General features: G+C 71.4%; 19 protein-coding genes. 8 read left to right on the top strand and 11 right to left on the bottom strand.

The features are described 5' to 3' along the window. Positions 1-174: 174 nt before the first annotated feature. A complete protein-coding gene (locus ABFX55_RS01200) occupies positions 175-867 on the bottom strand; it encodes a GNAT family N-acetyltransferase (RefSeq protein WP_346116746.1) in 693 nt (230 codons plus the stop codon). A gap of 84 nt (positions 868-951) precedes the next feature. Here ABFX55_RS01200 and ABFX55_RS01195 point away from each other — a divergent pair, with 84 nt between their 5' ends. Continuing rightward, entirely contained in the window at positions 952-1,668 is a 717-nt protein-coding gene (locus ABFX55_RS01195) for a YaaA family protein (protein ID WP_346116744.1), read from the top strand. A gap of 154 nt (positions 1,669-1,822) precedes the next feature. Here the strand turns inward: ABFX55_RS01195 and ABFX55_RS01190 are convergent, their stop codons facing one another. The 3 genes from ABFX55_RS01190 to ABFX55_RS01180 form a co-directional block, all read right to left on the bottom strand. Then, a complete protein-coding gene (locus ABFX55_RS01190) occupies positions 1,823-3,457 on the bottom strand; it encodes an RNA polymerase sigma factor (protein ID WP_183646961.1) in 1,635 nt (544 codons plus the stop codon). 241 nt (positions 3,458-3,698) lie between these two features. Continuing rightward, positions 3,699-5,789, bottom strand: a complete 2,091-nt coding sequence (locus ABFX55_RS01185; protein ID WP_346116742.1) for a SpoIIE family protein phosphatase — start codon at positions 5,787-5,789, stop codon at positions 3,699-3,701. 194 nt (positions 5,790-5,983) lie between these two features. Next, on the bottom strand, positions 5,984-6,553 hold the full coding sequence (locus tag ABFX55_RS01180; protein ID WP_346116741.1) for an HhH-GPD-type base excision DNA repair protein: 570 nt from the start codon (positions 6,551-6,553) through the stop codon (positions 5,984-5,986). A gap of 189 nt (positions 6,554-6,742) precedes the next feature. Here ABFX55_RS01180 and ABFX55_RS01175 point away from each other — a divergent pair, with 189 nt between their 5' ends. The 5 genes from ABFX55_RS01175 (at position 6,743) to ABFX55_RS01155 (ending at position 10,828) form a co-directional block, all read left to right on the top strand. Then, a complete protein-coding gene (locus ABFX55_RS01175) occupies positions 6,743-6,931 on the top strand; it encodes a hypothetical protein (protein ID WP_376773144.1) in 189 nt (62 codons plus the stop codon). A gap of 150 nt (positions 6,932-7,081) precedes the next feature. After that, on the top strand, positions 7,082-8,575 hold the full coding sequence (locus tag ABFX55_RS01170; protein ID WP_183660072.1) for a hypothetical protein: 1,494 nt from the start codon (positions 7,082-7,084) through the stop codon (positions 8,573-8,575). An 11-nt stretch (positions 8,576-8,586) separates the two neighbouring features. Continuing rightward, positions 8,587-9,342, top strand: a complete 756-nt coding sequence (locus ABFX55_RS01165) for a LamB/YcsF family protein (RefSeq protein WP_346116739.1) — start codon at positions 8,587-8,589, stop codon at positions 9,340-9,342. Next, a complete protein-coding gene (locus ABFX55_RS01160; RefSeq protein WP_346116737.1) occupies positions 9,339-9,959 on the top strand; it encodes a 5-oxoprolinase subunit B family protein in 621 nt (206 codons plus the stop codon). Before ABFX55_RS01165 ends, ABFX55_RS01160 begins: the two co-directional genes overlap by 4 nt. Continuing rightward, on the top strand, positions 9,956-10,828 hold the full coding sequence (locus tag ABFX55_RS01155) for a 5-oxoprolinase subunit C family protein (protein WP_346116735.1): 873 nt from the start codon (positions 9,956-9,958) through the stop codon (positions 10,826-10,828). The genes ABFX55_RS01160 and ABFX55_RS01155 overlap by 4 nt, the downstream gene beginning before the upstream one ends. Before the next feature lie 32 nt (positions 10,829-10,860). Here the strand turns inward: ABFX55_RS01155 and ABFX55_RS01150 are convergent, their stop codons facing one another. The 7 genes from ABFX55_RS01150 to ABFX55_RS01120 all read right to left on the bottom strand — a co-directional run bounded on the left by ABFX55_RS01150 (position 10,861) and on the right by ABFX55_RS01120 (position 22,028). After that, positions 10,861-11,952, bottom strand: a complete 1,092-nt coding sequence (locus tag ABFX55_RS01150; RefSeq protein ID WP_346116733.1) for a winged helix DNA-binding domain-containing protein — start codon at positions 11,950-11,952, stop codon at positions 10,861-10,863. Positions 11,953-12,021: 69 nt separating this feature from the next. Then, positions 12,022-13,740, bottom strand: coding sequence for an ABC transporter family substrate-binding protein (locus ABFX55_RS01145; protein ID WP_346116732.1), 1,719 nt, complete (start codon positions 13,738-13,740; stop codon positions 12,022-12,024). A gap of 14 nt (positions 13,741-13,754) precedes the next feature. After that, positions 13,755-15,842 carry a dipeptide ABC transporter ATP-binding protein gene (locus tag ABFX55_RS01140; RefSeq protein WP_346116730.1) on the bottom strand — a complete coding sequence of 696 codons (2,088 nt, stop codon included), beginning with the start codon at positions 15,840-15,842 and terminating at the stop codon, positions 13,755-13,757. Continuing rightward, on the bottom strand, positions 15,839-16,738 hold the full coding sequence (locus ABFX55_RS01135; RefSeq protein ID WP_346116728.1) for an ABC transporter permease: 900 nt from the start codon (positions 16,736-16,738) through the stop codon (positions 15,839-15,841). The genes ABFX55_RS01140 and ABFX55_RS01135 overlap by 4 nt, the downstream gene beginning before the upstream one ends. A gap of 3 nt (positions 16,739-16,741) precedes the next feature. Then, positions 16,742-17,725, bottom strand: coding sequence for an ABC transporter permease (locus ABFX55_RS01130; protein WP_346116727.1), 984 nt, complete (start codon positions 17,723-17,725; stop codon positions 16,742-16,744). Positions 17,726-17,813: 88 nt separating this feature from the next. Beyond that, positions 17,814-20,123 (bottom strand): AAA family ATPase, encoded by a 2,310-nt coding sequence (locus ABFX55_RS01125; RefSeq protein ID WP_346116725.1) that lies wholly within the window; start codon positions 20,121-20,123, stop codon positions 17,814-17,816. An 87-nt stretch (positions 20,124-20,210) separates the two neighbouring features. Further along, entirely contained in the window at positions 20,211-22,028 is a 1,818-nt protein-coding gene (locus ABFX55_RS01120; RefSeq protein ID WP_379479146.1) for a hypothetical protein, read from the bottom strand. A 167-nt stretch (positions 22,029-22,195) separates the two neighbouring features. Here ABFX55_RS01120 and ABFX55_RS01115 point away from each other — a divergent pair, with 167 nt between their 5' ends. Next, positions 22,196-23,716, top strand: coding sequence for an MFS transporter (locus ABFX55_RS01115; protein ID WP_346116722.1), 1,521 nt, complete (start codon positions 22,196-22,198; stop codon positions 23,714-23,716). Positions 23,717-23,751: 35 nt separating this feature from the next. After that, positions 23,752-24,477 carry a DoxX family protein gene (locus ABFX55_RS01110; protein WP_346116721.1) on the top strand — a complete coding sequence of 242 codons (726 nt, stop codon included), beginning with the start codon at positions 23,752-23,754 and terminating at the stop codon, positions 24,475-24,477. The last annotated feature ends 16 nt before the right edge of the window (positions 24,478-24,493 follow it).

Genomic DNA, 24,493 nt, shown 5'->3' with positions numbered 1-24,493 from the left:
ATGACGCTCAGGCGGTGATCCGGCAACCCGGGTCACCGCCTGCGTGCGTTCGAACGGCCCGCGAAAGCCGCATGAGGGGCGCCAGGGCGTGGCTCATGCGAAAGACCCGCCAACGGCAACGAATCGTGAACGCCGCCAGGAGAGGAACCCGCCGGGTTCCTGGGCGGGGCGGTCTCAGGACACGCGGTAGTGGTAGGCGCCGCGCGGTTCGAAGCCCTCGTCGCGATACAGACTCCGCGCACCCACGTTGCCCTCCGTCACCACCAGGTACGCCGACGCGAGCCCCGCGTGCCGTACCAGAGCGCGCAGGACGCTGCGGGCCAGGCCCCTGCGGCGCGCCCCTGGACGCGTCGCCATGCAGTAGATCCCGAGCGTGTCGCCCTGGGGGACGCCCCTGCCCACGGCCACCGGCGCGCCGTCCTCCTCCACCGCGGCGTACCACGCCGGCACTCCCGCGCAGATCCGCCCGCCCACCTCGGGGTCACGTCCCTCCACCGCGGCCCAGGTGTCGAGCCATGCGGGCCACGGGTGGTCCTCGATCCTGACCTCGTGCGCGGGGTGACCGCCTGGCGCCGGCGAGGCCACCATGACGAGCGTCGGGTCGGCCAGGCGGTAGCCCCTGGCCTCCAGCAGGGAGTCGACCTCGGCGGGCGCGCTCGTCCCGAGCGAGAAGACGGTGGAACCGCCGCGCTCGGCGTAGAACTTCTCCGCCTCGCCCACCGCCTCGGCGAGATCGGCGGGCAGCCCCGAGACCAGCACGGAGTTGGCCCGCTTGGTCACGCCGAGGGAGTGGCGCAGCGTCCACGGCTCCAGCGGCACGCGCTCGAGGGCAGGCCACGCCTCGTCAACCAAGCGGTCGAAATCCATCACGGCATCGTAGTGGGCGCCTTCCTGGCGGCAGTCGCGAGGCCAACGTCGCACGTCAGCCGCCCAGGTGGTAAACCCGTACCCGTGTTGATTCTGCTCCCGCCCTCGGAGGGCAAGGCCGCGGAGGGCGACGGTCCCGCCCTCGCCGACCTGTCCTTCCCCTCCCTCGCCAGGCCACGCGCCCGCGTGGTGAACGCCCTCATCAAGGCCTCCAGGCGCCGCGACGCGCTCGACGTGCTCGGCCTGAGCAAGGGCCAGGCCGCCGAGCTCGACAGGAACCTGGCGCTCAAGACGGCGGCGACGCTGCCCGCGGGCGAGCTCTACACCGGCGTCCTGTACGACAACCTGGGCCTGGCCACGCTGGACGGCGAGGCCAGGGCGAGGGCGGAGGCGTCGCTGGTGATCTTCTCAGGCCTGTGGGGCGTCCTGAGGGTCGGCGACAGGGTCCCTCCGTACCGCCTGTCCATGGCGGTGAGCCTGCCGCCGATGGGCGCTCTGGCGGCCTTCTGGCGGCCGCTGGTGACCAAGGAGCTCGACCGGCTGCCTGGGCTGGCCGTGGACATGCGCTCGGCCACCTACGCGGGCGCGTGGAAGGCGGGCGCGCGCGGGGTGGCGGTGCGCGTGCTGAGAGACGGCAAGGTCGTCAGCCACATGGCCAAGGCCACCCGCGGCGAGATCGCCAGGAGCCTGCTGCTCAGCGGCGCCGACCCGGCCACCCCCGACGAGCTGGCCAAGGTGCTCGACGACCTGGGCTACGCCGTACGGCAGGCCCCCGGCAGGATCGACGTGAACGTCACCTGAGCGCCGGTCGCACGAGGCCGAGTGCCGCCCCTGCCACGGCCTCCACGCGCAGCGAGCGACCTGCCTCACCACCCTGGACGCCCGGGTCACGGCCTCTCGTGAACGAGAACGGGGGTGCCGCTCCGAAGAGCGACACCCCCGTCCGTCACGACACCTAGTCGAGGTAGTCGCGCAACACCTGGGAGCGAGACGGGTGACGCAGCTTGGACATCGTCTTCGACTCGATCTGCCTGATGCGCTCGCGCGTCACCCCGTAGACCTTGCCGATCTCGTCGAGTGTCTTCGGCTGCCCGTCGGTGAGGCCGAACCGCATCGACACGACGCCCGCCTCGCGCTCCGACAAGGTGTCGAGAACGGAGTGCAGCTGCTCCTGCAGCAGCGTGAAGCTGACGGCGTCGGCCGGAACGATGGCCTCGGAGTCCTCGATGAGGTCGCCGAACTCGCTGTCGCCCTCCTCACCGAGGGGGGTGTGCAGCGAGATGGGCTCGCGGCCGTACTTCTGGACCTCGACCACCTTCTCGGGGGTCATGTCCAGCTCGCGGGCCAGCTCCTCGGGCGTGGGCTCGCGGCCGAGGTCCTGCAGCATCTGCCGCTGGACCCTGGCCAGCTTGTTGATCACTTCGACCATGTGGACCGGGATGCGGATGGTCCGCGCCTGGTCGGCCATGGCGCGGGTGATCGCCTGGCGGATCCACCACGTGGCGTAGGTGGAGAACTTGTAACCCTTGGTGTAGTCGAACTTCTCGACCGCGCGGATCAGGCCGAGGTTGCCCTCCTGGATCAGGTCCAGGAACAGCATGCCGCGACCGGTGTAGCGCTTGGCCAGCGAGACGACCAGCCGGAGGTTGGCCTCCAGCAGGTGGTTCTTGGCCCTGCGGCCGTCTTCGGCGATCCACTCGAGCTCGGCCCTGACGTCGACGGGCAGCTTGTCGACCTCGCCGCCGCCGAGCTGCTCCTCGGCGAACAGGCCCGCCTCGATGCGCTTGGCCAGCTCGACCTCCTGCTCGGCGTTGAGCAGGGGGACCTTGCCGATCTGCTTGAGGTAGTCCTTGACCGGGTCGGCGGTGGCGCCTGCGGCGGCGACCTGCGCCACGGGGGCGTCATCGTCGTCGTCGGAGAGGATCAGGACCTCGTCGTCGCTGGTGACGACGACCTCGGCCTTGGGCTCCTCCTCGGTCTCCGCCTCGGGTTCGACCTCGACTTCGACCTCGACCTCTTCGACCACGTCGACCTCCAGGTCGTCGAGGTCTTCGAGCTCGACATCTGCCTCGAGATCGATGTCGTCTTCGTCGACACCCTCCGGGGACTTCGGCTTGGTCTCGGCGGGACCTGCTCCCGAGACCTCGGGCTTGGCGACCTTCTTGGCAGGCGCTGCCGCCTTCTTGGCCGCGGGAGCGGCCTTCCTGGCGGGCTCGGCCTTCTTCGCGGCGGGCCCCTCGGCGGGGGCTGCCTCAGCGGCGACGACCGCGGTCACGGTGTCGGGCTGCTGCTCCTTGGCAGCCGCTGCGGTTCTCGTCTTGACGGGGGCAGCAGTGCGGCGCTTTGCTGGACCACGAGACTTCTTCGGAGCCGCCGAGTCAGCGGCGGTCAGCCGGACGACGACGCCCTCTTTGCTGAGCGTCCGCAGGACCCCCGCGGCTTGCGACATGGGGATGTCCGCCTCCTCAAAGGCCTGACGGACATCCTCGGACTCGAGGAACCCCTGCGAGCGCCCACGCTCGAGCAGTCGCTGAATGACGGGCTCGTTCAGCTCTGATGGCTTCGAGCGAGTCGAACTTGCAGGCGACACGAACACCTCTCGAACGAACGCGTGGCGACAATGGACCCAGATGCCCGCTGGGGGGCTATGCCTCTCTCGGAGATCTAAGCGGCCGTGCGGAGCGCAAACGGACCATCCAGCATTCTGGCACGACCCGGCACTCCATACGGCCACCTCCCGGCGGTTGACCTCCACCCTAGGCCGACCGGAACAGTAGTGCGTACGGAAGCGGTGCACTGATACCCGAAAGCAACCCTTATGACTGTTTCATTCAGTCACTCTTCGTGGCTGCGGGAACGTGAATCGCCAGCGCCGTAACGTCGTCATCCTGCTCATATCCGGCCAACATGCGGTCGACTAGGAAATCAAGCAGCATGTGCGGACTCGTCACGACCTCAGGCGGCGCTTCGGTCACAACCGAGCAAATTTCCGATAGCCCCGCGTCGAGACCGCGCTTGCGGTTCTCGACCAGACCGTCGGAGTAGAGCACGGCGGTGTGTCCTGGAGGCACCACGAACCTGAATTGCTTGCGCGTGGTGGGCCAGCCCAGCGGCGTGCCGGGCTCGGCGTCGCAGAGCACCGCCGTGCCCTGCGGCGAGACCAGCACGGGTGGCGGGTGGCCCGCGAGCGCGAGCGTGCCCTCGCCCGTGCCGGGCTCCACGACCATGTAGGCCAGCGTGGTGACCTGCTCCTCCTCCTCGGTCGCGTCGAAGACCCTGTCGAGCCCGCCCAGAACCGCGGCGGGCGGCGGGTTGGTCAGCGCCAGGGCGCGCATGGCGTTGCGGATGCGGCCCATGCCGGCCGCGGCCTTGACGCCCTTGCCCATGACGTCGCCCACGACCGCCGCGACCCTGCCGTCCTGCAGCACGAACGCGTCGTACCAGTCGCCGCCGACCTGCACGTGGCGGCTGCCCGAGCGGAAGCGCTGGGCCAGCTCGAGCCCCTTGACCACGGGCAGCCTGTCGGGAAGCAGGCTGCGCTGCAGGGTCTCGGCGGTCTTGTGCTCGCGCTCGAAGAGCGTGGCCCGCTCGACGGCCAGCGCGCACTGGCCCGCCAGCGCCTCCAGGAAGACGCCGTCCTCCTGGGAGATCTTCTGCGGCCTGGTGAAGGAGAAGCGCAGCGCGCCCAGAGCCCGCCCTGCGGCCAGCAGGGGCAGCCCCACCCACGCCCGCTCGTCGCTGGTGGCCAGGAAGCCGTTCAGGACCTCCTCGTCGCCTCCGGCGTCGAGCAGCTGCGCCTTGAGACTCTCGGGCGACTCGGCGAAGACGGGCCTGCGGCTGTTGACGGCCATGGTGAGGACGCTGGAGTGCGACAGCGGGACCTCCTCGCCCGTCGCCCCAGGCACCTCGGGCACGCCGCCGCCGTTGACCAGCTTCAGCACCGCCCTGTCGAGGTCGAGCAGGGCGACGGCCGAGCGGTCGGCGGCCAGCGCGGTGCGCCCGACGTCGATGATGACCTGCACCACCTGCTCGACCGTGAGCGCCTCGGCCAGCATGGCGGTGGCGCCCTGCAGCCGGGCGGTGCGCAGGGCGGCGGCACCGAGCTGGTCGGTCAGCCTGCCGCGCATCTCCTCGGCCTCGCGCTGAGGGGTGACGTCGGTGTTGGCGCCGACCCACTCGACCACGCGCCCGTGCCTGATGATCGGCACGGCCCGCACCTCGAAGTGGCGGAAGCCGCTGGCCCTGGTGCGGACGCGGTAGTTCCACTCGAACATGGTGCGACCGCGCAGCGCCTCCTTCCACACCTCCTCGGTGTGGCGGCGCTCGTCGGGGTGCACGGCCTCGAGCCAGCCGTGCACGAGGTACTCCTCGAGGCCCTGGCCGGTGATGGCGCGCCACTGCGGGGCGTCCTCGACGACCGCGCCGGTGGGCGAGGTGATCCAGACCAGCTGGGACTGCGCCTCGACCAGCGAGCGGTAGCGCTCCTCGCTGCGGCGCAGGTCCTCCTCGGTCTGGCGGCTCTCGGTCATGTCGGCGCCGACCAGCGCGACGGCCTGCAGCTGACCCTGCTCGTCGTGGACGGGCGAGAACGACAGCGCCCAGTGCCTGGTGTCGCCCTCGGCCGAGCGCACCCTGGCGCGCTCGGTCACCGGGCAGTCGCTCTCCGTCACATCCTGGACGGCGTGCGTGACCAGCTGGCTGAGGTCGGCGGTGAGCGTCTCGGCAGGCGTGCGGCCCAGCAGCCGCTCCTCGGGCACGCCGACAACATCGCTGAACACCTCATTGGCCCGCACGAAGCGACCCTCGGGGTCGAAGAAGGCGAAGGCGAACTCCGCCTCCGACATCAGGCCCTTGAACAGGCCGGAGTCTGAGATGTCCACACCCGACTCCCGGGGACGGGGCACGGAGGTCTCGGCGCTCATGGTCGGCACCTCCGTCGCGTGCCAGGGTCTCCCACGCGGCACATCTCCATAACTGTGTATCGGCGTAGCGCAGCTCCGGGCGACCGGATTCTGCTGTACATCATCGGCGATGGGCATGTGCGGACGGAAGCCCCGGCCGCCATACGGTCAACGCATCCTGTCAAAATCGCTCCACTGTGCGCAGCAAGATCAGGCTACTTGGCCTTGGCCGCCTTCTTGGCCTCCTGCTTGGTGGCTCGCACCTTCTCCAGGCTCTCGGCGTCGACGACGTCGGCCACGGAGCGGAAGGACCCCTCCTCACCATAGGGACCCGCCGCCTCGCGCCAGCCCTCGGGCATGACGCCGAGCTGCTTGCCCAGCAGGGCGAGGAAGATCTGCGCCTTCTGCTTGCCGTACCCCGGAAGGTCCTGCAGCCGCCTGGCCAGCTCCTTGCCGTCGGTGACGCCGGCCCAGACCTGCTCGGGCCTGCCGTCGTAGTGCTCGACGAGATAGGCGGCCAGCCGTTGCACCCGCTCGGCCATGGACTTGGGGTAGCGGTGGACGGCGGGCTTCTCGGCGAGCAACGCCGCGAACGCCTCCGGATCATAGGCCGCTATCTCCCCGGCCGTCAGGTCATGGCCCAATCTCTCGGAGATCGTGTAGGGGCCAGCGAAGGCCCACTCCATCGGGATCTGCTGGTCGAGCAGCATGCCGATGAGCAGGGCGAGCGGGCTGCGGCCGAGCAGCTCGTCGGCCTCCGTCCGCTGGGCGAGCTGGATGCGCATGGAACCAGCTTCGCACGAAAGGCCCTTGCGAGAAGCGAACACAGGCCGCAGAGAGGGTTGACAGCCGCCCGAGAACCGATGAAATGAGAACGCACAACCCAGCTTGACCGTTCCTAGGGTTTTGCCCTGCGGCTCTAGAGGAATCTCACTCCTATGCTCGCACTGGCCACTCGCCTCATTCGGGAACCGGTGAGCCTACGCCTGGCCTCCGACTTCCTCACCGTGCCCATCGAGACTGTCGACCGCTGTGTGGCCGACGCGCTCGCCTGCGCCGAGCACCTCGGCATCGAGGCGACGCCCGACATCGTCGAACGCATCGCCCGCGAGCATCTGCTCGCACTCGTGAACTCCGCGCCGCCCCCGCGGACACCCCGATAACATCGACACCATCGACCCGACCCGCTGGACCGAGGCACGATCTCTTTCGTAAACGCACCGTTTGCGCCTGGAATGCGAGAGAGTGGAGGCGTGCGCCGACACCGACGAGACCCACGGGAGAGCACTCCGCCGGACGACGTGTTCGCTGAGATGGTGCAGGCCGCCCGCGAGCTGCTGGCCGTACGCAGTCCCCTCGACGCGGAGCTGATGGTCTCCGACATGGTCGGCGCCTGGTGGGGCCGCCGAGTGCGCGGCGGCGACGTCGAGCAGGTGCTGGGCGAGGGCCTGGTCGACTACGCGGCCAAGGCCGGCACTCCCGCCTCCCTGACCCTGCTGATCTGCCTCGCCTATCTCGGCACCGCCAGACAGGGCGCCAAGGCCGAGGGCGCGGCGCTGGCGATGATGGAGTCCGGCGTGGCCAGGCCCGGCTGGGCCGACAGGGTCGGCGCGGTCAAGCCGACGGGGTGCTACGTCTCCCGCGACGCCTACGGCGACCAGGACACCGTGATCTGCACCTTCGCCTACCGCTGGAACGGCGCGGCGGACAACGCCCAGGACCGGCACGCCCTCGTCATGGTCGTCGACTACAACATGTCGGGCATGGCCCGCGACGCGTGGGTCTCCTCCCAGGTCGACAAGCTGATCGAGCAGGCGCGCGCCGAGGCCGAGGCCAACCCGATGCTGCTGTTCGAGGAGATCGAGCCCCAGCAGGCCAGAGCGCTGCTGGAGTCGGCGATGCGGGCCACCCGCGAGCCCAAGAGCCCTCCGCCCGTCAGCGACAGCTACAGCGCCTACCACGCCTTCGCCAGATCGAGGCTGAAGGCGCTGCCGCCGGGCCGCAAGCGGCCCGCTCCACGGCACAGCGAGGCGCCCTACAGCAGGGAGCGCAGGGCGATGCTGGCGGCGGAGTTCCTGTCCTCCGACGCGGCCGAGCACCTGTCGGACCCCTCGGCGGCCTCGCGCTGCGCCGACCACATCATCGACTACGGCTGCGAGCAGGACTTCGACAGGCCGCTGCGGGTCAGCCCCACCAAGTGCGAGACGTTCCTGCTCGACTGGCTGCCCCGCAAGGTGATGCTGAGCGCCGCCGAGCAGGAGGCGATGCCGCACGCGCTGGCGGCGTGGGTGCGCTTCGCCGCCCGCCGTACGGGCCTGCCCGACCAGGGCGTCACCGCGACGCTCGACGCGGTGTGGGAGGCCACGGCGCGCTTCCCCGAGGCCTACCGCGACCCGGCCTCCTACGGCCTGGACATGGCGCTGCTGTCCAGGCTGCTGCCGGACGGCGACCTGTCGGCGCTGGCCAGGCGGGTCTTCGCCTTCCCGATCCTGCAGGGCACCCACGGCGACGTCGACCTCGACACGCTCAACCCCGCGGACGAGGCCGACCGGCGCATCCTGCTGGAGCTCGACCACGTGGGCGAGATCGACGAGCAGCACCTGGCCTGGCACGAGGAGATCGCCACCAGGCTGTGGGAGGGCGATCCCCCTCAGCTGTGGGAGGCCGCGCAGCGGCTGCTCGACCTGGGCCACGACCGGCACGAAGTCCTCCACGTGCTGATCGAGATCGTCGAGCGCATAGGGGCCGACCCCGACGAACTCGCCGCGGCGCTGGATGACATCGCGGACATCCCCGACGAGCTGTAGCGTCATGACTTATGGTGATCGACCTCAACGCCGACCTCGGGGAGGGGTTCGGCATCTGGCGGCTCGGCGACGACCTCGCCCTGCTCGACATCGTCTCCTCCGCCAACGTGGCGTGCGGTTTCCACGCGGGTGATCCTGTGACGATCAGGCGCACGTGCGCCGCGGCCGTCGACAGGGGGGTGGCGATCGGGGCGCAGGTGTCCTATCGCGACCTGGCCGGCTTCGGCCGCAGGGAGATGGACGTCGATCCTGAGGAGCTGTGCGCGGAGGTGCTCTACCAGCTGGCCGCCGTCGACGGCATCGCCAGGGCGATGGGAGGGCGGGTCTCCTATCTCAAGCCGCACGGCGCCCTCTACAACAGGGTGGTCCGTGATCCGGTGCAGGCGGCGGCGGTGGTCGACGCGGTGCTCGACTACGACGCCACGCTGCCGATCCTGACGCTGCCTGGCTCGGCGGTCCACGCGGTGGCGGCCGAGGCGGAGGTGCCCACGGTCACCGAGGCGTTCGCCGACCGGGCGTACACGCCGTCGGGCACGCTGGTCTCGCGGCGCGAGCCAGGCGCCGTGATCGACGACCCCGCGCTGGTCGCCGAGCGCGCGGTGCGCATGGTCGTGGAGGGCGTGGTCACCGCCGTCGACGGCTCGCAGGTGCGGGTGGACGCGCGCTCGATGTGCGTGCACGGCGACACCCCCGGCGCGGTACGGCTGGCGCGGGCCGTGCGGGACGGGCTCCTGGAGGCCGGGGTGGCCATCCAGTCCTTCGCATGAGCGTGATCAGGCGGGCGGGAGAGCACGGACTGCTGGTGGAGACCGGCTCGCTGGCCGCCTCCCACCGGCTCGACGCGCTGCTCAGGGCCTCGAGGCCCGAAGGGGTCGTGGAGATCGTGCCGGGGCCTGAGACGGTGCTGGTCGTGGCGCAGGGCGCCGACCTGTCGAGGCTGCGCTCCGGCCTGGCAGGCCTGCGCGACCTGGCGCTGTCCTCCTCAGGAGCCGCCTCGCTGTCGGAGGAGGTCGTGACCGTTCCCGTCGTCTACGACGGGGAGGACCTCGCCTCCGTCGCCGAGGAGACGGGCATGCCGGTCGAGGAGGTGGTCGGCAGGCACACCGGCAGGGAGCTGGTGGTCGGCTGGCTGGGGTTCGCTCCGGGGTTCGCCTACCTCACGGGGCTGGATCCGGCGCTTCGCGTGCCCCGCCTCGCCACCCCGCGCACCTCGGTGCCCGCGGGCTCGGTGGCCATCGCGGGCCCCTACGCGGCGATCTACCCCACGGCCTCGCCCGGCGGATGGCGGCTGCTCGGGCGCACGTCGCTGCGGGTGTGGGACGTCCAGGCCCAGCCGCCCTCGCTGCTGCCGCCGGGCACCCGCGTGCGCTTCGAGGCCGCATGATCGACGTGCTCGCGCCAGGCCCCTACGCCACCGTTCAGGACCTCGGGCGGCCCGGCTACGCGCATCTGGGCGTGCCCCGCTCGGGCGCGGCCGACGCCGCCGGGCTGCGCCTGGCCAACCGGCTGGTCGGCAACCCCGAGGGCCACGCGGGGCTGGAGCTGACGTTCGGCATGGCCCGCTTCGGCTTCAGGTCGGGGGCGTGGCTGGCCGCGGCGGGAGCCCCCTGCCCGATGGAGATCTGGAACGAGCGCGGTGTGATCTCCTCCGCGCAGGGGATGGGGGCGCCGTTCTGGATGGCCCCTGGCGACGAGCTCAGGATCGGCCCTCCCGAGCGGGGACTGCGCACCTACCTGGCCGTGCGCGGGGGGATCGACGTGGAGCCGGTGCTCGGCAGCAGGTCGACCGACTCCCTGTCGGGTCTCGGTCCTGCGCCGCTTCGGGCGGGCACGCGGCTGCCCGTGGGCGAGGTGCGGTCGCTCGCCTCGATCTCGGTCGACCTGGCTCCTCCCGCCGCTCCCCCGCCGCCGGTGCTGCGCGTGCTGGCCGGCCCTCGTGACGACTGGTTCTCCCCTGACGCGATGGCCGAGCTGTGCGCGCAGCCGTACGAGGTCAGCCAGGACAGCAACCGGGTCGGGGTACGGCTGCGCGGCCCCGCGCTGAGGCGCGCCAGGGAGGGCGAGCTGCCCAGCGAGGGGATGGTCACGGGGGCGGTGCAGGTGCCGCCGAGCGGTCAGCCGATCGTGTTCCTCAGCGACCATCCGCCGACGGGCGGCTACCCGGTGATCGGCGTGGTGCTCGCCGCCGACCTGGCCGTGGCCGCGCAGGCCAGGCCGGGCGACCGGATCAGGTTCAGGCTCGCGGGGCGCTGAAGGCAGGCCCTGGGCGGGCCTCCTGGCGACGGTCAGCCTTCGCCGGTCAGCACCCGCCGCATCCTCTCGACGGCGCGCTGCAGCGGCTTCTCGGGGAGCTGCTCGAACAGCTCCAGCGCGATCTGGCCGTCCTTGCCCTCCCAGACGCCCGCCACCCTGCCCTCGTGGATCACCACGGGCGAGATCCATCCGGCCGCCCTGCTCACCTTGGCCTTGACCGGGGCGGGGATGAGGGCCTCGAGGGTGCGGGGGGCGCCGAGGATGTACTGGTCGAAGCCGGGCAGCAGGTGCACCTCCCGCGAGGGCGGCGTCGCGGCCAGCGCGTCGACGTGCTCGGTCAGCGCGAGCAGCTTCGCGCCCTCGACGTCAATTTCGGTGAGCTCGGGCGCCAGGTCGCGGAACCATGCTCTGAGCACGGCCTTCTTCGCCACGCCGCCGAACAGCCAGGTGTCGAGCATCTCGGGCGAGGCGGGGCCGTGGGCCGCCAGGAAGGAGCGGGCCACGCGTACCCCCGCCTCCTCCTGCGGCGGCAGGGCGGCGGGCCAGGACGGCAGCCACGCGCGCGGGGAGGTGAAGGCGACCTTGCCGTCGCGGGGCGGGGCGTAGCAGAGCTCGCCCAGGCGGGCCAGCGGCTTGAGCAGCGCGCCCCAGCCGGAGGTGAGCGCCTGCCTGAGGTGGGCGTCGCCGGTGAGGTCGACGACGGCCTCGACCAGCTCCTCACGGGTCAGGCTCGCGCCTTCGAGCGCCTTGGGAACGGCGTCGATGATCGCCTCGATCTCGGCGGCGGTGACGCCGTGGCCGCGCTGCCAGGCGCCCTTCTCCCACGAGCGCAGGGTGCTGAGCGCCGCGCAGTGGTCGGCCAGCTCGTCGGCGGGGACCAGGTGGAGGGTGCCGCGCATGACCCAGGTCTTGGCGAGCGTGCGCTCCTGCCAGAGCGCGCGCTCGATCTCATCCGGGTCGGGGGCGGCGCCGCGGACGGCGACGGCGTGCCTGGCCGAGGAGGCGACCTGGGCCTGGACGCCGCAGAGCCTGCGCGCGATCTCCACGGCCGAGGGGCCGTCGGCGGCGGACACGAACTGCCGGGACAGTCGCCAGGCGAGCACTTGGGGCCAGGTCAGATTCACAGGACTACTTCTACACCCCGGCGCCGACAGAACGGCGCCCCCGTAGGGCCGGGGACGCCGGGAGGCGGGTCAGCCGGTGAAGCCGATGTCCTGGTACTTCAGGTCGTAGAAGCCTCGGGCCCCGAGGTTGGCCAGGCTCTGCCGCACCGCCACGTTCTGCGGCCGCTGGTAGAGCGGGACGACGTTCACCGCCTCCCAGATGAGCTTGTCGGCCGCGTTGGTCGCCGCGCGGGCCTGGGCGAGGTCGAGCTCGGCCGTCGCCTTCTGCATCGCGGCGTCGATCTCGGGCGAGCCGATGCGTCCGAGGTTGGCGTTCCAGTTCCGCTCGCCCTTGGAGTCCGTCGAGGCGTTGGCGAAGATCCCGTAACCACTCGAGACCGGAAATGGCGTGCCGATGTAGGAGAACGCCGTCATGTCGTAGTTGCCGGGGATGATGTATTTGGTGAAGTAGTCGTCGCTGGGCACCGCCTGCAGCGTCACCTGGACCCCGATCTGGGCGAGCATGTTCTGGATCAGCTCGCCCTCCGACTTGGTCAGCTGGAGGCCCGACGGCATGACGAACTTCAGGTTCAGCGGCTTGCCGTCCTTCATCCTGGTCTGCCCGCTGAGCTTCCAGCCCGCCGCGTCGAGCGCGGCCTTGGCCTTCTCCGGGTCGTAGGCCCCGAGCGCCCCCGCGTTGTCCTGGTAGCCCTCCTGGGTGTTCATGAAGAAGTGGTTGTTCAGCAGCGTGATGGGCCAGTCGAGGCCCTGCAGGTCGGACTGGGCGATGGCCTGCCTGTTGATCGCCATGGTGATCGCCCTGCGCACGTTGACGTCCGACAGCACGGCGCTCTCGCCGTTCATCGTGATGTGCCTGAAGTCGGGGCCTGCCGCCTGCCGTACGAGCGAGCCCTGGGTGGACTTGGCCCTGGCGTAGTCGGGAGCGGAGGGGCCGATGTCGAAGACGTCGATCTCGCCGTTGGTGAAGGCGCCGACCAGCGAGTCGCTCTCCATGGAGCGGTAGATGACCTGGTCGAGCTTGGCCTTCTCGCCCCACCAGGCGTCGTCGCGGACGATAGTGATCGTCTTGGCCGTCTGGTCGAAGCCCTGGAACTTGAACGGGCCCGCCGTGACGGGGATCTTGTTCATCCAGGAGTTGTTGAAGGTCTCGGGCGAGGTGTTGGTGGCCTTGGGGTAGAGCGGGGCGAACAGCGACTGCCAGTCGCCGAAGTCGTTCTTGAAGGTGATGACGACCTCGTAGTCGTCCTTGCCCTTGGCGACGCTCTCGATGTCCTGGTACCCGGTGGTGGAGGCGACGCGGAAGTCGGGGTTGGTGCCGTTCAGCGCCTTCCACTGGGCCGCGTAGTCCTGCCAGGTGATCGCCTCGCCGTTGGACCACCTGCCCTTGGGGTTGAGGGTCAGGGTCACCACCTGCTTGGGGTCGGTGGCCGTCACTCTGCCGTCGGTGAGGTAGTCGGCGTTGCCGCTGATGACGCCCTTCTCGTCGGAGACGAACGGCGAGGGGAGCATCCCCGCGACCACGCTCCGCACGTTGGCCAGGTTGCCGTCGACGTGGTTGATGTTCCACTGGGTCGGATACTCGTTGATGCCCCAGCGCAGCGTGCCGCCGTCCTTGACCCGGTCGCGGGGCACCACGTTGACGTCGAAGGCCTTCAGCGCGGCAGGGGCCCCCGCCGAGGGCTCTCCCGCCGGGCCTGCCGTGCCTCCCTCTCCGCCACCGCCTCCACAGCCCGCCAGGGCCAGCGAACCTGCCATGGCCAGGGCCACGGCGAGCCGGGATCTGCTCACTTGCTCCTCCTGCGCTAGACGACTTCGAGCTTCTCGGCGTAGTGACATGCCACGCCTTGATCGACGTCGAGCGGCCTGACCTCCGGCTCGACCTCCACACACCTGACGCGTTCGCCGTCGGTGAGGGCCTTGAACTTCGGGCACCGCGTGCGGAACCTGCAGCCCGACGGCGGGTGGGCGGGGCTCGGCAGGTCTCCCTCGAGCAGGATGCGCCGCCTGGAACGTTCCTTCACGGGGTCGGGCAGCGGGATCGCCGACAGCAGGGCCTGCGTGTACGGATGCATCGGCGCCCCGTAGACCCGCTCGACGTCGCCGATCTCGGCGATCCTGCCGAGGTACATCACCGCCACGCGATCGGCCAGGTGCCTGACGACGGCCAGGTCGTGCGCCACGAACAGGTAGGACAGGCCGAGGCGGCCCTTGAGGTCCTCCAGCAGGTTGACCACGCCCGCCTGGATCGAGACGTCGAGGGCGGAGACGGGCTCGTCCAACAGGACCAGCTTGGGTTCGAGGGCCAGCGCCCTGGCGATGCCGATGCGCTGGCGCTGCCCGCCTGAGAAGTCCTGCGGATAGCGGGCGGCGTGGCCGGGATCGAGGCCGACCAGGTCGAGCAGCTCGCGCACGCGCGTGCCTGCGTCGCGCCGCCCCTGGGTGCGCAGCGGCTCGGCGAGGATGTCGTAGACGGTCATCCTCGGGTCGAGCGAGGCCAGCGGGTCCTGGAAGACGACCTGCATGTCGCGCCGCAGCGCGCTCCTGTCGCGGGCGCCGAGGGCGGCCACGTCGCGACCGAGCACGGCGATCGTGCCGCGCTGCGGCTCCGTCAGCTCGAGGATCTCCATGAGCGTCGTGGTCTTGCCGCAGCCCGACTCACCGACCAGCCCGAGCGTCTCGCCCCTGCGGATGTCGAAGGTGATGCCGTCGACCGCGTGGACGGTGCCGACCCTGCGCCTGAACACCGCGCCTTTCGTCAGCGGGTAGTGCTTGACCAGGTCGGCCACCGACAGCACGACCTCGCGGCCCTCGCGGGGCGCGGGCGCGGGCTCGGCGGCGGGCTCGGCGGCGGGCTCGGGCGTCGCGGCGTGCCTGCCCCTGACCTCCCCCGCCACGTCGTAGACCTCGGCGGGCGACAGGTTCTCCCTGGCGATCTCCTCCGCCCGGATGCACGCCGCCAGATGCCCCGCGCCGTTCACCGGCTCGAGGGGCGGCTCGGCCTCGGCGCACGCCTCGATCGCCATCGGGCAGCGCGGCGTGAACGGGCAGCCTGGCGGCAGCTCGGCGGGTGAGGGCGGGTTGCCCTCGATCGGCACCAGCGGCCGGCGCCCTCCGGCGTCGAGGCGGGGAATGGAGCCAAGCAGGCCCATCGTGTACGGCATGCGCGGCCGGTAGTAGATGTCGTCGACCTGCCCCACCTCGACGGCCCGGCCCGCGTACATGACCAGGACCCTGTCGGCGAAGCCCGCCACCACCCCGAGATCGTGGGTGATCATCACGATCGCCGCGCCCGTCTCCTTCTGCGCCTTCTTCAGCACGTCGAGGACCTGCGCCTGGATGGTGACGTCGAGCGCGGTGGTCGGCTCGTCGCAGATGATGACGTCGGGGTCGTTGGCGATGGCCATGGCGATCACCGCGCGCTGGCGCATGCCGCCGGAGAACTCGTGAGGGAAGGCCCTGGCCCGCTGTCCCGGGTTGGGGATGCCGACCAGGTCGAGCAGCTCCACGGCCCTGACCATGGCCTGCTCGGCCGTCACCTTCTGGTGGACGCGCACCGCCTCGGCGATCTGGTCGCCCACCCTGTAGACGGGCGTGAGCGCCGAGAGCGGGTCCTGGAAGACCATGGAGATCGTGCTGCCGCGGAAGGCGGTGAGCGTCTTCTCCTTCGCGCCGAGGATCTCGGTGCCGCGCAGCCGTACCGACCCCGTCACTCGGGCGTGCGGGGGCAGCAGACCCATGACCGCCAGGGCGGTCACCGACTTGCCCGAGCCCGACTCGCCCACGATGCCGAGCACCTCGCCCGCGCGCACCTCGTAACTGACGCCGCGCACCGCGCGCACGTCCCCGAAGCGGACGTCGAGATCGGCGACCTGGAGAACGGGATCGGTCATGAGCCCCTCCTCGAGGTGGGGTCGAAGGCGTCGCGCAGTGAGTCGCCGATGAGGTTGACCGACAGCACGGTGAGGATGAGCAGGCCCGCGGCGAACCAGAACGTCCACGGCGCGAAGACCGCGGTCTTGGAGCCGTCGGCGATCAGGCTGCCCAGCGAGACGTCGGGCGGCTGGATGCCGAAGCCGAAGTAGGACAGCGTGGTCTCGGTGAGGATCGCCGAGCTGACGTTCAGCGTGGCGTCGACGACCAGCAGGGACGACATGTTCGGGATGACGTGCCTGAAGATGATCGTGGGGGCGGGCACGCCCATGTAGCGGGCGGCGCTGATGAACTCGCGCTCCTTGAGCGAGACCGTCATCCCGCGCACGACCTTGGAGGTGATCATCCAGAGGAACAGCGCCAGCATGATCACGAACAGCACCCACGCGCCGCCCGCGAACAGCGGCGACATGATGGCCAGGATCAGGAAGCTGGGCAGCACGAGCAGCAGGTCGACCACCCACATCAGGACCCTGTCGGTCCAGCCGAGGAAGTAGCCGGCGAAGGCGCCGACCACCGCCGCGAGCGTGGTGGCCACGACCGCCACGAGCAGGCCGACGATGAGCGACTTCTGCATGCCGCGCAGGGTGACGGCGAAGACGTCGGCGCCGGTCTGCAGCGTGCCCCAGTAGTGCTCGCCCGACGGCGGCCGCAGGAAGGCCGCGAAGTCCTTGTCGGTGTAGGTCCAGTGGGTGAAGTGCGGGCCGGCGAAGGCCAGCAGGAACATCAGCGCGAGCAGGGCGAAGCCGAGCTGTCCCTGGCGCATCGTGAAGAAGCGCCTGGCCACCACCCTGCCCCTGGACGGCGCCTTGATCTTGACGACCTGCTCGGCCAGCTCCTCGTCGGCGATGCTCACGCCTCAGCCCACCCTCACCCGCGGGTCGAGCGCCGCGGTCAGCACGTCGGACAGCAGGGAGGCCACCAGGACCGACAGCGCGGTCAGGAACGCGATGGCGGCGACCGTGTTGACGTCGTTGGTGTTGATGGAGTTGATCAGCTGCTCGCCCAGCCCGTGCCAGCCGAAGATCTTCTCGGTGATGGTGGCGCCGACCAGCAGCGAGCCGAAGGTGAAGGCGAAGTAGGTGACGGCGGGGATGAGCGCGGTCCTCAGCGCGTGCCTGGTGAGCGCGGCCCGCCTGGACAGGCCCTTGGCCATCGCGGTGCGGACGAAGTCGGCGCCCAGCACGTCGAGCATCATGTTGCGCTGGTAGCGGCTGAAGATCGCGACCAGGCCGATCGACAGCGAGATCGTCGGCAGGATCAGGTGCTGGACGCGGTCGAGCGCCTGCCCAGGCAGTCCGGCGTCGAGGCCGGGCGTGTACTCGCCGCTGACGTAGACGATCCTCTCTCCGACCAGGCCGTTGAACCACACCCCCGCCAGGATCAGCACGTTGGCGATGACCACCACGGGAACGGCCAGCACGACGAAGGAGCCGATGGTGGTCAGCCTGTCGAACCAGCCGTACTGCCTGACCGCGGCGTAGGCGCCCACGGCGACGCCGAGGAAGCCGCCGAAGAACACCCCGAGGATGATGAGGCGGAAGGTGACCCCCGCCCGCCGCCTGAGGTCGTCGTTGACCGAGTCGCCGCCGACCGTCAGCCCGAAGTCGCCTGAGACGACCCCTCCCGCCCAGGTGACGTAGCGCGCGAGCAGCGGGGTGCGGTTGTTGAGGTTGAGCTCGTCGAGCCTGGCGTCGATCACCGCGGGAGGCAGCGGCGGGTTGCGTCCCTCGTAGTTGGCTCGCGGGTCGAGCGCGCTGGCCGCCAGCATGTAGGCCAGACTGGTGGCGACGACGACGAGCACCACGTAGTTGAGCAGCCTGCGGACCAGGAACCCCGCCATCGCCCCCCCTTCGCCCCTCACCAGGTGTAGTCATATTGCTACACCATGCGATCCCCGGGGTGTGGCGAAGCGCCGAAGAGAGGCCTGCCTACCTTCCCGACAGCTCGTCGACGGCGGCGCGCACGTCGTCGCTGGTGATGGTGGTCAGCTCCGACTCGCTGGCCGCGTTGCCCAGGGCGGCGAGGCGGACGTCCCTGCGCATGGCCGCCCGCTCGAACAGCGAGCGGGCGAAGCGGCCGTTGCCGAGCCCGTCGATCAGCCGCTCCTGGCAGACCCAGGTGAAGACCTCATCCAGGTCGGCCTTGGCGGCCTCGTCGAAATGGTCGCCCGACCGCTCGGCCAGCAGGATCGCGATCTCGGCGAGCTCCTGCGGCGCGTAGCTGGGGAAGGCGACCCGCTGGTTGAAGCGGCTGGACAGCCCCGGGTTGGTGGACAGGAAGCGGTCCATCTCCCGCTCGTATCCGGCCAGCACGACGACGAGCCTGTCGCGGTCGTCCTCGGCCCGCTTGAGCAGCGTCTGCACGGCCTCGGCGCCGAAGGCGTCGCCGCCGGAGTAGCCGGGATTGACCAGGCTGTAGGCCTCGTCGATGAACAGCACCCCGCCGAGCGCCCTGTCGACCAGCTCGTTGGTCTTGATCGCGGTCGCGCCGAGGTGCTGGCCGACCAGGTCGGCGCGTTGCGCCTCGACCACGTCGGGCCTGGCCAGCAGGCCGAGCGCGGCGAAGATGCGGCCGAGGATGCGGGCCACGGTGGTCTTGCCCGTGCCCGGCGGCCCCGCGAAGACGAAGTGGCGCATCTGCGGAGGGGTGGGCAGGCCGCGTTCCTGGCGCATGCGGGCCACCTGGAGCTGGGCGGCGATGGCGTGGACCTGCCGCTTGACGGGTTCGAGCCCCGCCATGCGGTCGAGGTCGGCCAGCGCCTCCTCCAGCGTGGGGGTGGCCTGGTAGCCGCGGAAGCGCGCGGTGAGCTCGTTGAAGGCCTTGGTGACGTCGGCGACGGTCGTGGTGGTGAGGTCCGCGGTCGAGGGGGTGCCGCCCGCGCCGACCACCCGCACGTCGCGGGCCTGCGCCGCGGCCTCGACCAGGCTGCGCACGAAGCGCGCGTTGCCGAGCTCGTCGACCAGGCCGCGCCGCTGGACGTCCTCGAACAGGCCGAGCAGCGCGGGCCTCGCCTCGGGGGCCAGGCTGTCGCCGCGCCGTCTCTGCAGCAGGTCGGTGATCTCCAGCAGCTCGGCGGGCGAGTAGCTGGGAAAGCGCACCCTGGTGGCGAACCTGCTCGACAGCCCCGGGTTGGAGGCCAGGAAGGAGGTCATCTCCTGCTCGTAGCCCGCCAGGATGATGATGAGGTGCTCGCGGTCGTCCTCGGCCCGCTTGAGCAGCGTCTGCACGGCCTCGGCGCCGAACCTGTCGGGCTGGCCCTCTGAGGAGTTGACCAGGCTGTATGCCTCGTCGATGAACAGCACCCCGCCGAGCGCCCTGTCGACCAGCTCGTTGGTCTTGATCGCGGTCGCGCCGAGGAACTCGCCGACCAGGTCGGCCCGCTGCGCCTCGACGACGTAGGGGGTCTCCAGCAGCCCGAACGCGTAGAAGATCTTCGCGACCGAGCGGGCCACGCTCGTCTTGCCCGTGCCGGGCGGTCCGACGAAGACGAAGTGCCTGGTCGGCCTGTCGGCGGGGTAGCCCGCCTCGGCGCGCAGCCTGGAGGCCTCGATGGAGGCGGCGATCGAGCGCACCTGCTCCTTGACGGGCAGCAGGCCGATCATGTTCTCGAGCTCGGCGAGGGCCTCCTCCACCGAGATGGGCGGCGGCGGGGCGTTCCTGTCGGCCTGCTGGGGCCTGCCCTGCTGGGTCTCGCGGACGCGCACCCTGACGGGCTCCTCGGCCACCAGGTGCGCGCGGGCCCTGCGGGCCTGGACGAACCGGTAGAGCAGGACGGCCGCGGCGGCGCCGTAGGCGGCCCACATCGCGATGCCGTCGGAGACGGGAGCCAGGGCCGCGGCCAGCGCGCCCGCGGGGACCAGGGCCATCAGCACGGTGATCCACGGCGGCACCCAGCGGATGAGGTGCGCGGCGGCGGCCACGGGGACGGCCAGCACGAGCAGCAGCGTGGGCACCATCGAGCCCGGAGGGAACAGCTGGTCGATCAGCGAGACCGCCACGGCCCACCCGGCCAGCACCACGGCGGTGGCGGCGGCGCGGGGGAAGCGCAGGGCCAGTGCGACGAAGCCGAGAAGGATCAGCGTGACGAAGAAGGTCTGCAGCAGGTCCCAGCCCATGGCCGCGCCCACACCCACCGAGCCGATCAGGACGCAGGCGAACAGCACCCTGCGGACGGCGGGGGGAAGGCGGAAATAGCGATGCCGCACCTTCTCGAACTGCTCCCGCGCCGCGTCCCGCATCACGCCTCCCCGGTTCGACCCCGGTTATACCGTACGGGCGTGGGCCGCGCGCTATGCGGCGCGCGCGAAACCTCGATCGGACAGGGCTCAGCGGCGCTGGTGCCGTCCCGGGTACTCCCCGACGACGACCTGCTTGGGCGTCACGCGCAGGACGTCGGAGCCTGGGTCGGGCAGCGCGACTCCGCGCACCTCGATCCAGAACCTGGGATGCGGCTGGTCGGTGGCGAACACGGCGACGCGGGGGTCGCGCTCGGCCGCCTCCCACGCCTCCTCTCCCGCGATCAGGCGCAGCTCGCCCGAGGCGCTGATCGAGGTGACCGCGCCGACGGCGAGCGCTCTGGGGCCGAGGGAGTCGGCGTAGGCCAGGACGACGCCCCTGGAGAAGGTGAGAGCCTGCCGCACCTCGGCGGTGAGGGTCACCGGCGGGCCCGCCCCCTCCATGGCGGGCTCGGCCATGATCAGGGAGGCGCGCCATGGGCCTGGCGCGCCGCGCCACCAGGCTCTGACGGCGCGCAGCACGAAGAGGACGACCACCCCCGCGCTCGCGCTCAGCGCCACCCGCCAGCCCCACGCCGCCGCCTGCTCCCCGCCTGAGCCCATCCCGTCCGGCGCCACCGCGCCCGGCAGGGCCCCTCCAGGCGCGAGCGCGACGACCAGGCTCGCCGTCGCGGCGGCGGCGCAGGCGAGCGCGGCCGTGAAGGTCAGCGCCACGGCCGCGGCCAGCCACCTGTCCGCGCGCAGCGCGCCGAGGCCGGCGAGCCCTCCCCTGTCGCGGACCCTGACCAGCAGGTACGGCACCGCGAGCGCGGCCAGCCCGCTCACCGGGTGCGTCACCAGGGCGGCGAGCTCCAGCACCACCAGCACCGACCAGGCCCTGGCCAGCACGACCCACAGCGTGACACCCAGATCGCGGCGGGCGGTGCGCTCGCCGTACGCCATCGACAGCTGAGCGAGCGCGCGCACCGGATGGCCGCGCCAGGCCTCGGACAGCACCCGCAGCGCGACCAGCGCGGGCGCGTTGAGCAGCACGATCCCGGCCAGCCCCGCCCACAGCGGGTCGGCCACGGGCACGAACAGGGAGGCGGCGTAGGCGGCGAAGGCGATGGCCGCCGTCGCCACCGACAGCCCGAGCCAGCGGTCGCGGCCGAGCATCACGGGGACGACGGACCAGATCCGCACCCTGCGCGCCTGCCTGAAGGTGAGCGAGCCCAGCAGGACGATCACGATCAGCCCTGACAGGCCGAGCGGCACGTCGGGGACGGGGCCCGTGACGACCAGCGCGCCTGAGACGGCGACGGCGACGGCGGGCAGCAGCCTGGTCTGCCGCGACCAGACCTCCAGCGCGCGCCTGGCCCTGCCCGTCTCGCGCGGGTCGATCGTCCACGCGGGGTCGTGGTGGGCGCGCGGAGGGTCCCATCGCAGCAGGGTGAGTCCGTAGTTGACGCGGGCGCCTGCGTGCGCGCCGTCCCTGTGCAGCGCGGACAGGTAGGCGGCCGCGGCGCGGCGGTGCTCGCCCCGCAGGAGCGCCAGGTCGCCGGTCAGCGCGTGCGGCCCCGCCTCCTCGGGGGCGAACCTTCTCGCGGCGGCGATGTGGGTGGCCGCCTCCCTGAAACGTCCGGGGACGCGGCGCAGCGCGGCGCCGAGCCGCAGTCTCGACTGCCACGACCCGGGCGCCAGGCGCGCGGCCTGCTCCGCCTCGAGCACGGCCTCGGGGTCGCTGCCGAGCCGTTCGAGGGCGAGGCTGGCCAGGCGGTGTCCCCACTCGCCCGCGTGGTCGAGGGTGATCGCGCGCCGGGCGGCGGTCAGCGCGGCCTCGGGGCGGTCGGCCACGAGGTGGTCGAGAGCGACGGCGCACCATTCGGCAGCGGAATCCGAACCCTCGCCGTCGCTCCCCACACCCGCCATGATCCGTTCGCGGCACCCCATACGAAAGATCCGGACATATGGCTGTATCTCTCTAGAGAGGTACCAGCACGGAATGTGATCAGTCGATCCAGGTGTGCGACGTGCCGGACATCGCCTAAGCTGCCACGCATGTTCCATGACCGAGCCAGACCCGTCATGGACACCGCATGACGATCCTGCAGAGCGCACCGAGGTCGTCGCGGGTCACGGGGCAGCGGCAGGCCAACCGGTGGTCGGTCCTGGTTCTGCTGTGCCTGAGCCTGCTGCTCATCACCGTCGACGCCACCGTCCTGCACATCGCCGTCCCCGCGTTGACGGCGGCGCTGGAGCCGTCCTCGGTCGAGCTGCTGTGGATCATCGACGCCTACTCGCTGATCGTGGCGCCACTGCTGATCATGTTCGGCACGCTGGGTGACCGATACGGGCGAAAACGCCTGGTGCTGTGGGGCTACGTGCTCTTCGGCCTCGCCTCGGCGGCCGCCGCCTTCGCGCCGACGCCGCTGACGCTGATCCTGGCCAGGGGGCTGCTCGGCGTGGGCGGCGCGATGATCATGCCGGCCACGCTCTCCATCATCCGCCAGGTCTTCACCGACCGCCGCGAGCGCGCGCTCGCGCTGGGCGTGTGGAGCGCGGTCGCGGCGGCGGGCGCCGCCGTCGGCCCGCTCATCGGCGGCCTGCTCGTCCAGCACTTCTGGTGGGGCGCGGTCTTCCTGATCAACGTCCCCATCCTGCTCGCGCTGCTGCCAGCGGCCTCCCGCCTGCTGCCCGAGTCGCGCAGGCTCACCGGCCGGCCATGGGACGCCACCAGCGCGGCGCTGTCGGTGTTCGGCATCCTGGCCCTGGCCTTCGGCCTGAAGGAGGCGGGCGCGGGGCACGCCGCCGGCCTCGCGGTGCTCCTCACCGGCGCCGGTCTGCTCGTCTGGTTCGTACGGCGGCAGCGCCGCCTACCCCATCCCCTGCTCGACGTCGGCCTGTTCAAGGACAGGGCGTTCGCCACCGGCGTGGCGGGCGTGCTGTTCGGCGTCTTCTCCCTCGTCGGGCTGCAGCTCATGCTCGCCCAGTACCTCCAGCTCGTCCTCGGCGACAGCCCGCTGCGCGCGGCGCTCAGGATGCTGCCGCTGGTGCTGTCGGCCATCGCCGGCGGTCTCGCGGCGGCGAGCGTGCTGCGCAGGATCGGCATGCGGGCCACCATGAGCGGCGGGCTCGCGCTGGTGGCCGTCTCGCTCACGCCGACCCTGTCATGGGGCGTCGAGGCCCATCCGATCATGCTCGCGATCTGCTTCGTCGGCATCGGGTTCGGGCTGCAGGTCGCCCTGCTGGCCGCCTCCGACACCATCATGTCGGCCGCGCCCGAGGCCAGGGCCGGTGGCGCGGCGGCCATCGAGGAGACCGCCTACGAGCTCGGCGCGGGGCTCGGCGTCGCGGTGCTCGGCACGATCACCGCGGTGGTCTACGCGCCTGGCGTGCCCATGGTGCAGGGGGTGCCCGCTCCCGCGATGGAGCAGGCCAGGCAGTCGCTGGCGGGTGCGGCGCACGTCGCGCACGAGGTGGGCGGCGGCCCGGGCACGGCGCTGCTCGACGCCGCGAGGTGGGCTTTCGTCCACGCGCTCCACACGACGATCGTCGTCAGCGTCGTGCTTCTCGCCCTCACCGCGGCCGCGGTGGCCCTGCTCATCCGACGCGACTGAGGTTTCAAATGACCCGATCAGGTCACAGGAATACCGTGAGACGGACCCTCCACGATCTCGCCACGCTCGCCGCCAGGATCGGGGTCGGCGGGATCTTCTTCGCGAACGGCTGGCACAAGCTCGAGGTGGGGCTCACCGCCACCGGCACCCAGTTCGCCACGCAGGGCGCCCCCGCTCCCGGCGCGTGGGCGGCGGTCACCATGCTCACCGAGCTGATCGGCGGGGCGTTACTAGTCGCCGGGCTGTTCACCGCGCCCCTGGGGCTGGTGCTCTTCGCCGAGACACTGGCCGTCTTCTTCGTGGCCAGGCCGCTGAACCCGATCGACACCAACCTCATCGTGGTGCTGGGCGCGGCCGCCGTGCTGCTGGCGGTGACGGGCGCGGGGCGCGTCTCGGTCGACCACATGGTGGTGATCAGGCGCAGGGAGGCCGAGGCGGCCGACGAGTTCGCCGCCGACCACGAGGCCGACGACGTCATCGCCTCGCTGCGCGACCCCGACGCCCCGCACGAGCCCGGCCCCCTGCGCGGCGACGACGTGCGGGGTTCGGGCGCGCCCGAAACGGGTCCCCCGGTACCGGACTCCCGTGGAGCGGGCGAGACGGAGGCGGGGCCCGGCGAGGACACCGCGCCGCACCACCTCCCGCGCACGGTGGCCGACGAGTTGCCCGGCGACACTCTGGTGGCGGGCAAGAAGACGGCGAGCGCCGCGCGGAGCGGGCGCGGCCGTACGGCGAGGAAGCCTGCCGACCCCGCCGAGTGACTCCACCTCCTCAGGA

Source organism: Nonomuraea roseola (assembly GCF_039535395.1).
Lineage (GTDB): Bacteria > Actinomycetota > Actinomycetes > Streptosporangiales > Streptosporangiaceae > Nonomuraea > Nonomuraea roseola.
Note: the sequence above shows the minus strand (reverse complement) of the source record. Positions and strands in the feature narration are given on the sequence as shown.

What these genes read in the sequence shown, in the direction of transcription:
- ABFX55_RS01200 (WP_346116746.1), bottom strand. Translation starts at nt 867, where the DNA reads ATGGATTTCGACCGCTTGGTTGACGAGGCGTGGCCTGCCCTCGAGCGC.
- ABFX55_RS01185 (WP_346116742.1), bottom strand. Translation starts at nt 5,789, where the DNA reads ATGAGCGCCGAGACCTCCGTGCCCCGTCCCCGGGAGTCGGGTGTGGAC.
- ABFX55_RS01180 (WP_346116741.1), bottom strand. Translation starts at nt 6,553, where the DNA reads ATGCGCATCCAGCTCGCCCAGCGGACGGAGGCCGACGAGCTGCTCGGC.
- ABFX55_RS01170 (WP_183660072.1), top strand. Translation starts at nt 7,082, where the DNA reads ATGGTGCAGGCCGCCCGCGAGCTGCTGGCCGTACGCAGTCCCCTCGAC.
- ABFX55_RS01165 (WP_346116739.1), top strand. Translation starts at nt 8,587, where the DNA reads ATGGTGATCGACCTCAACGCCGACCTCGGGGAGGGGTTCGGCATCTGG.
- ABFX55_RS01160 (WP_346116737.1), top strand. Translation starts at nt 9,339, where the DNA reads ATGAGCGTGATCAGGCGGGCGGGAGAGCACGGACTGCTGGTGGAGACC.
- ABFX55_RS01155 (WP_346116735.1), top strand. Translation starts at nt 9,956, where the DNA reads ATGATCGACGTGCTCGCGCCAGGCCCCTACGCCACCGTTCAGGACCTC.
- ABFX55_RS01140 (WP_346116730.1), bottom strand. Translation starts at nt 15,842, where the DNA reads ATGACCGATCCCGTTCTCCAGGTCGCCGATCTCGACGTCCGCTTCGGG.
- ABFX55_RS01130 (WP_346116727.1), bottom strand. Translation starts at nt 17,725, where the DNA reads ATGGCGGGGTTCCTGGTCCGCAGGCTGCTCAACTACGTGGTGCTCGTC.
- ABFX55_RS01125 (WP_346116725.1), bottom strand. Translation starts at nt 20,123, where the DNA reads ATGCGGGACGCGGCGCGGGAGCAGTTCGAGAAGGTGCGGCATCGCTAT.
- ABFX55_RS01120 (WP_379479146.1), bottom strand. Translation starts at nt 22,028, where the DNA reads ATGGCGGGTGTGGGGAGCGACGGCGAGGGTTCGGATTCCGCTGCCGAA.
- ABFX55_RS01115 (WP_346116722.1), top strand. Translation starts at nt 22,196, where the DNA reads ATGACGATCCTGCAGAGCGCACCGAGGTCGTCGCGGGTCACGGGGCAG.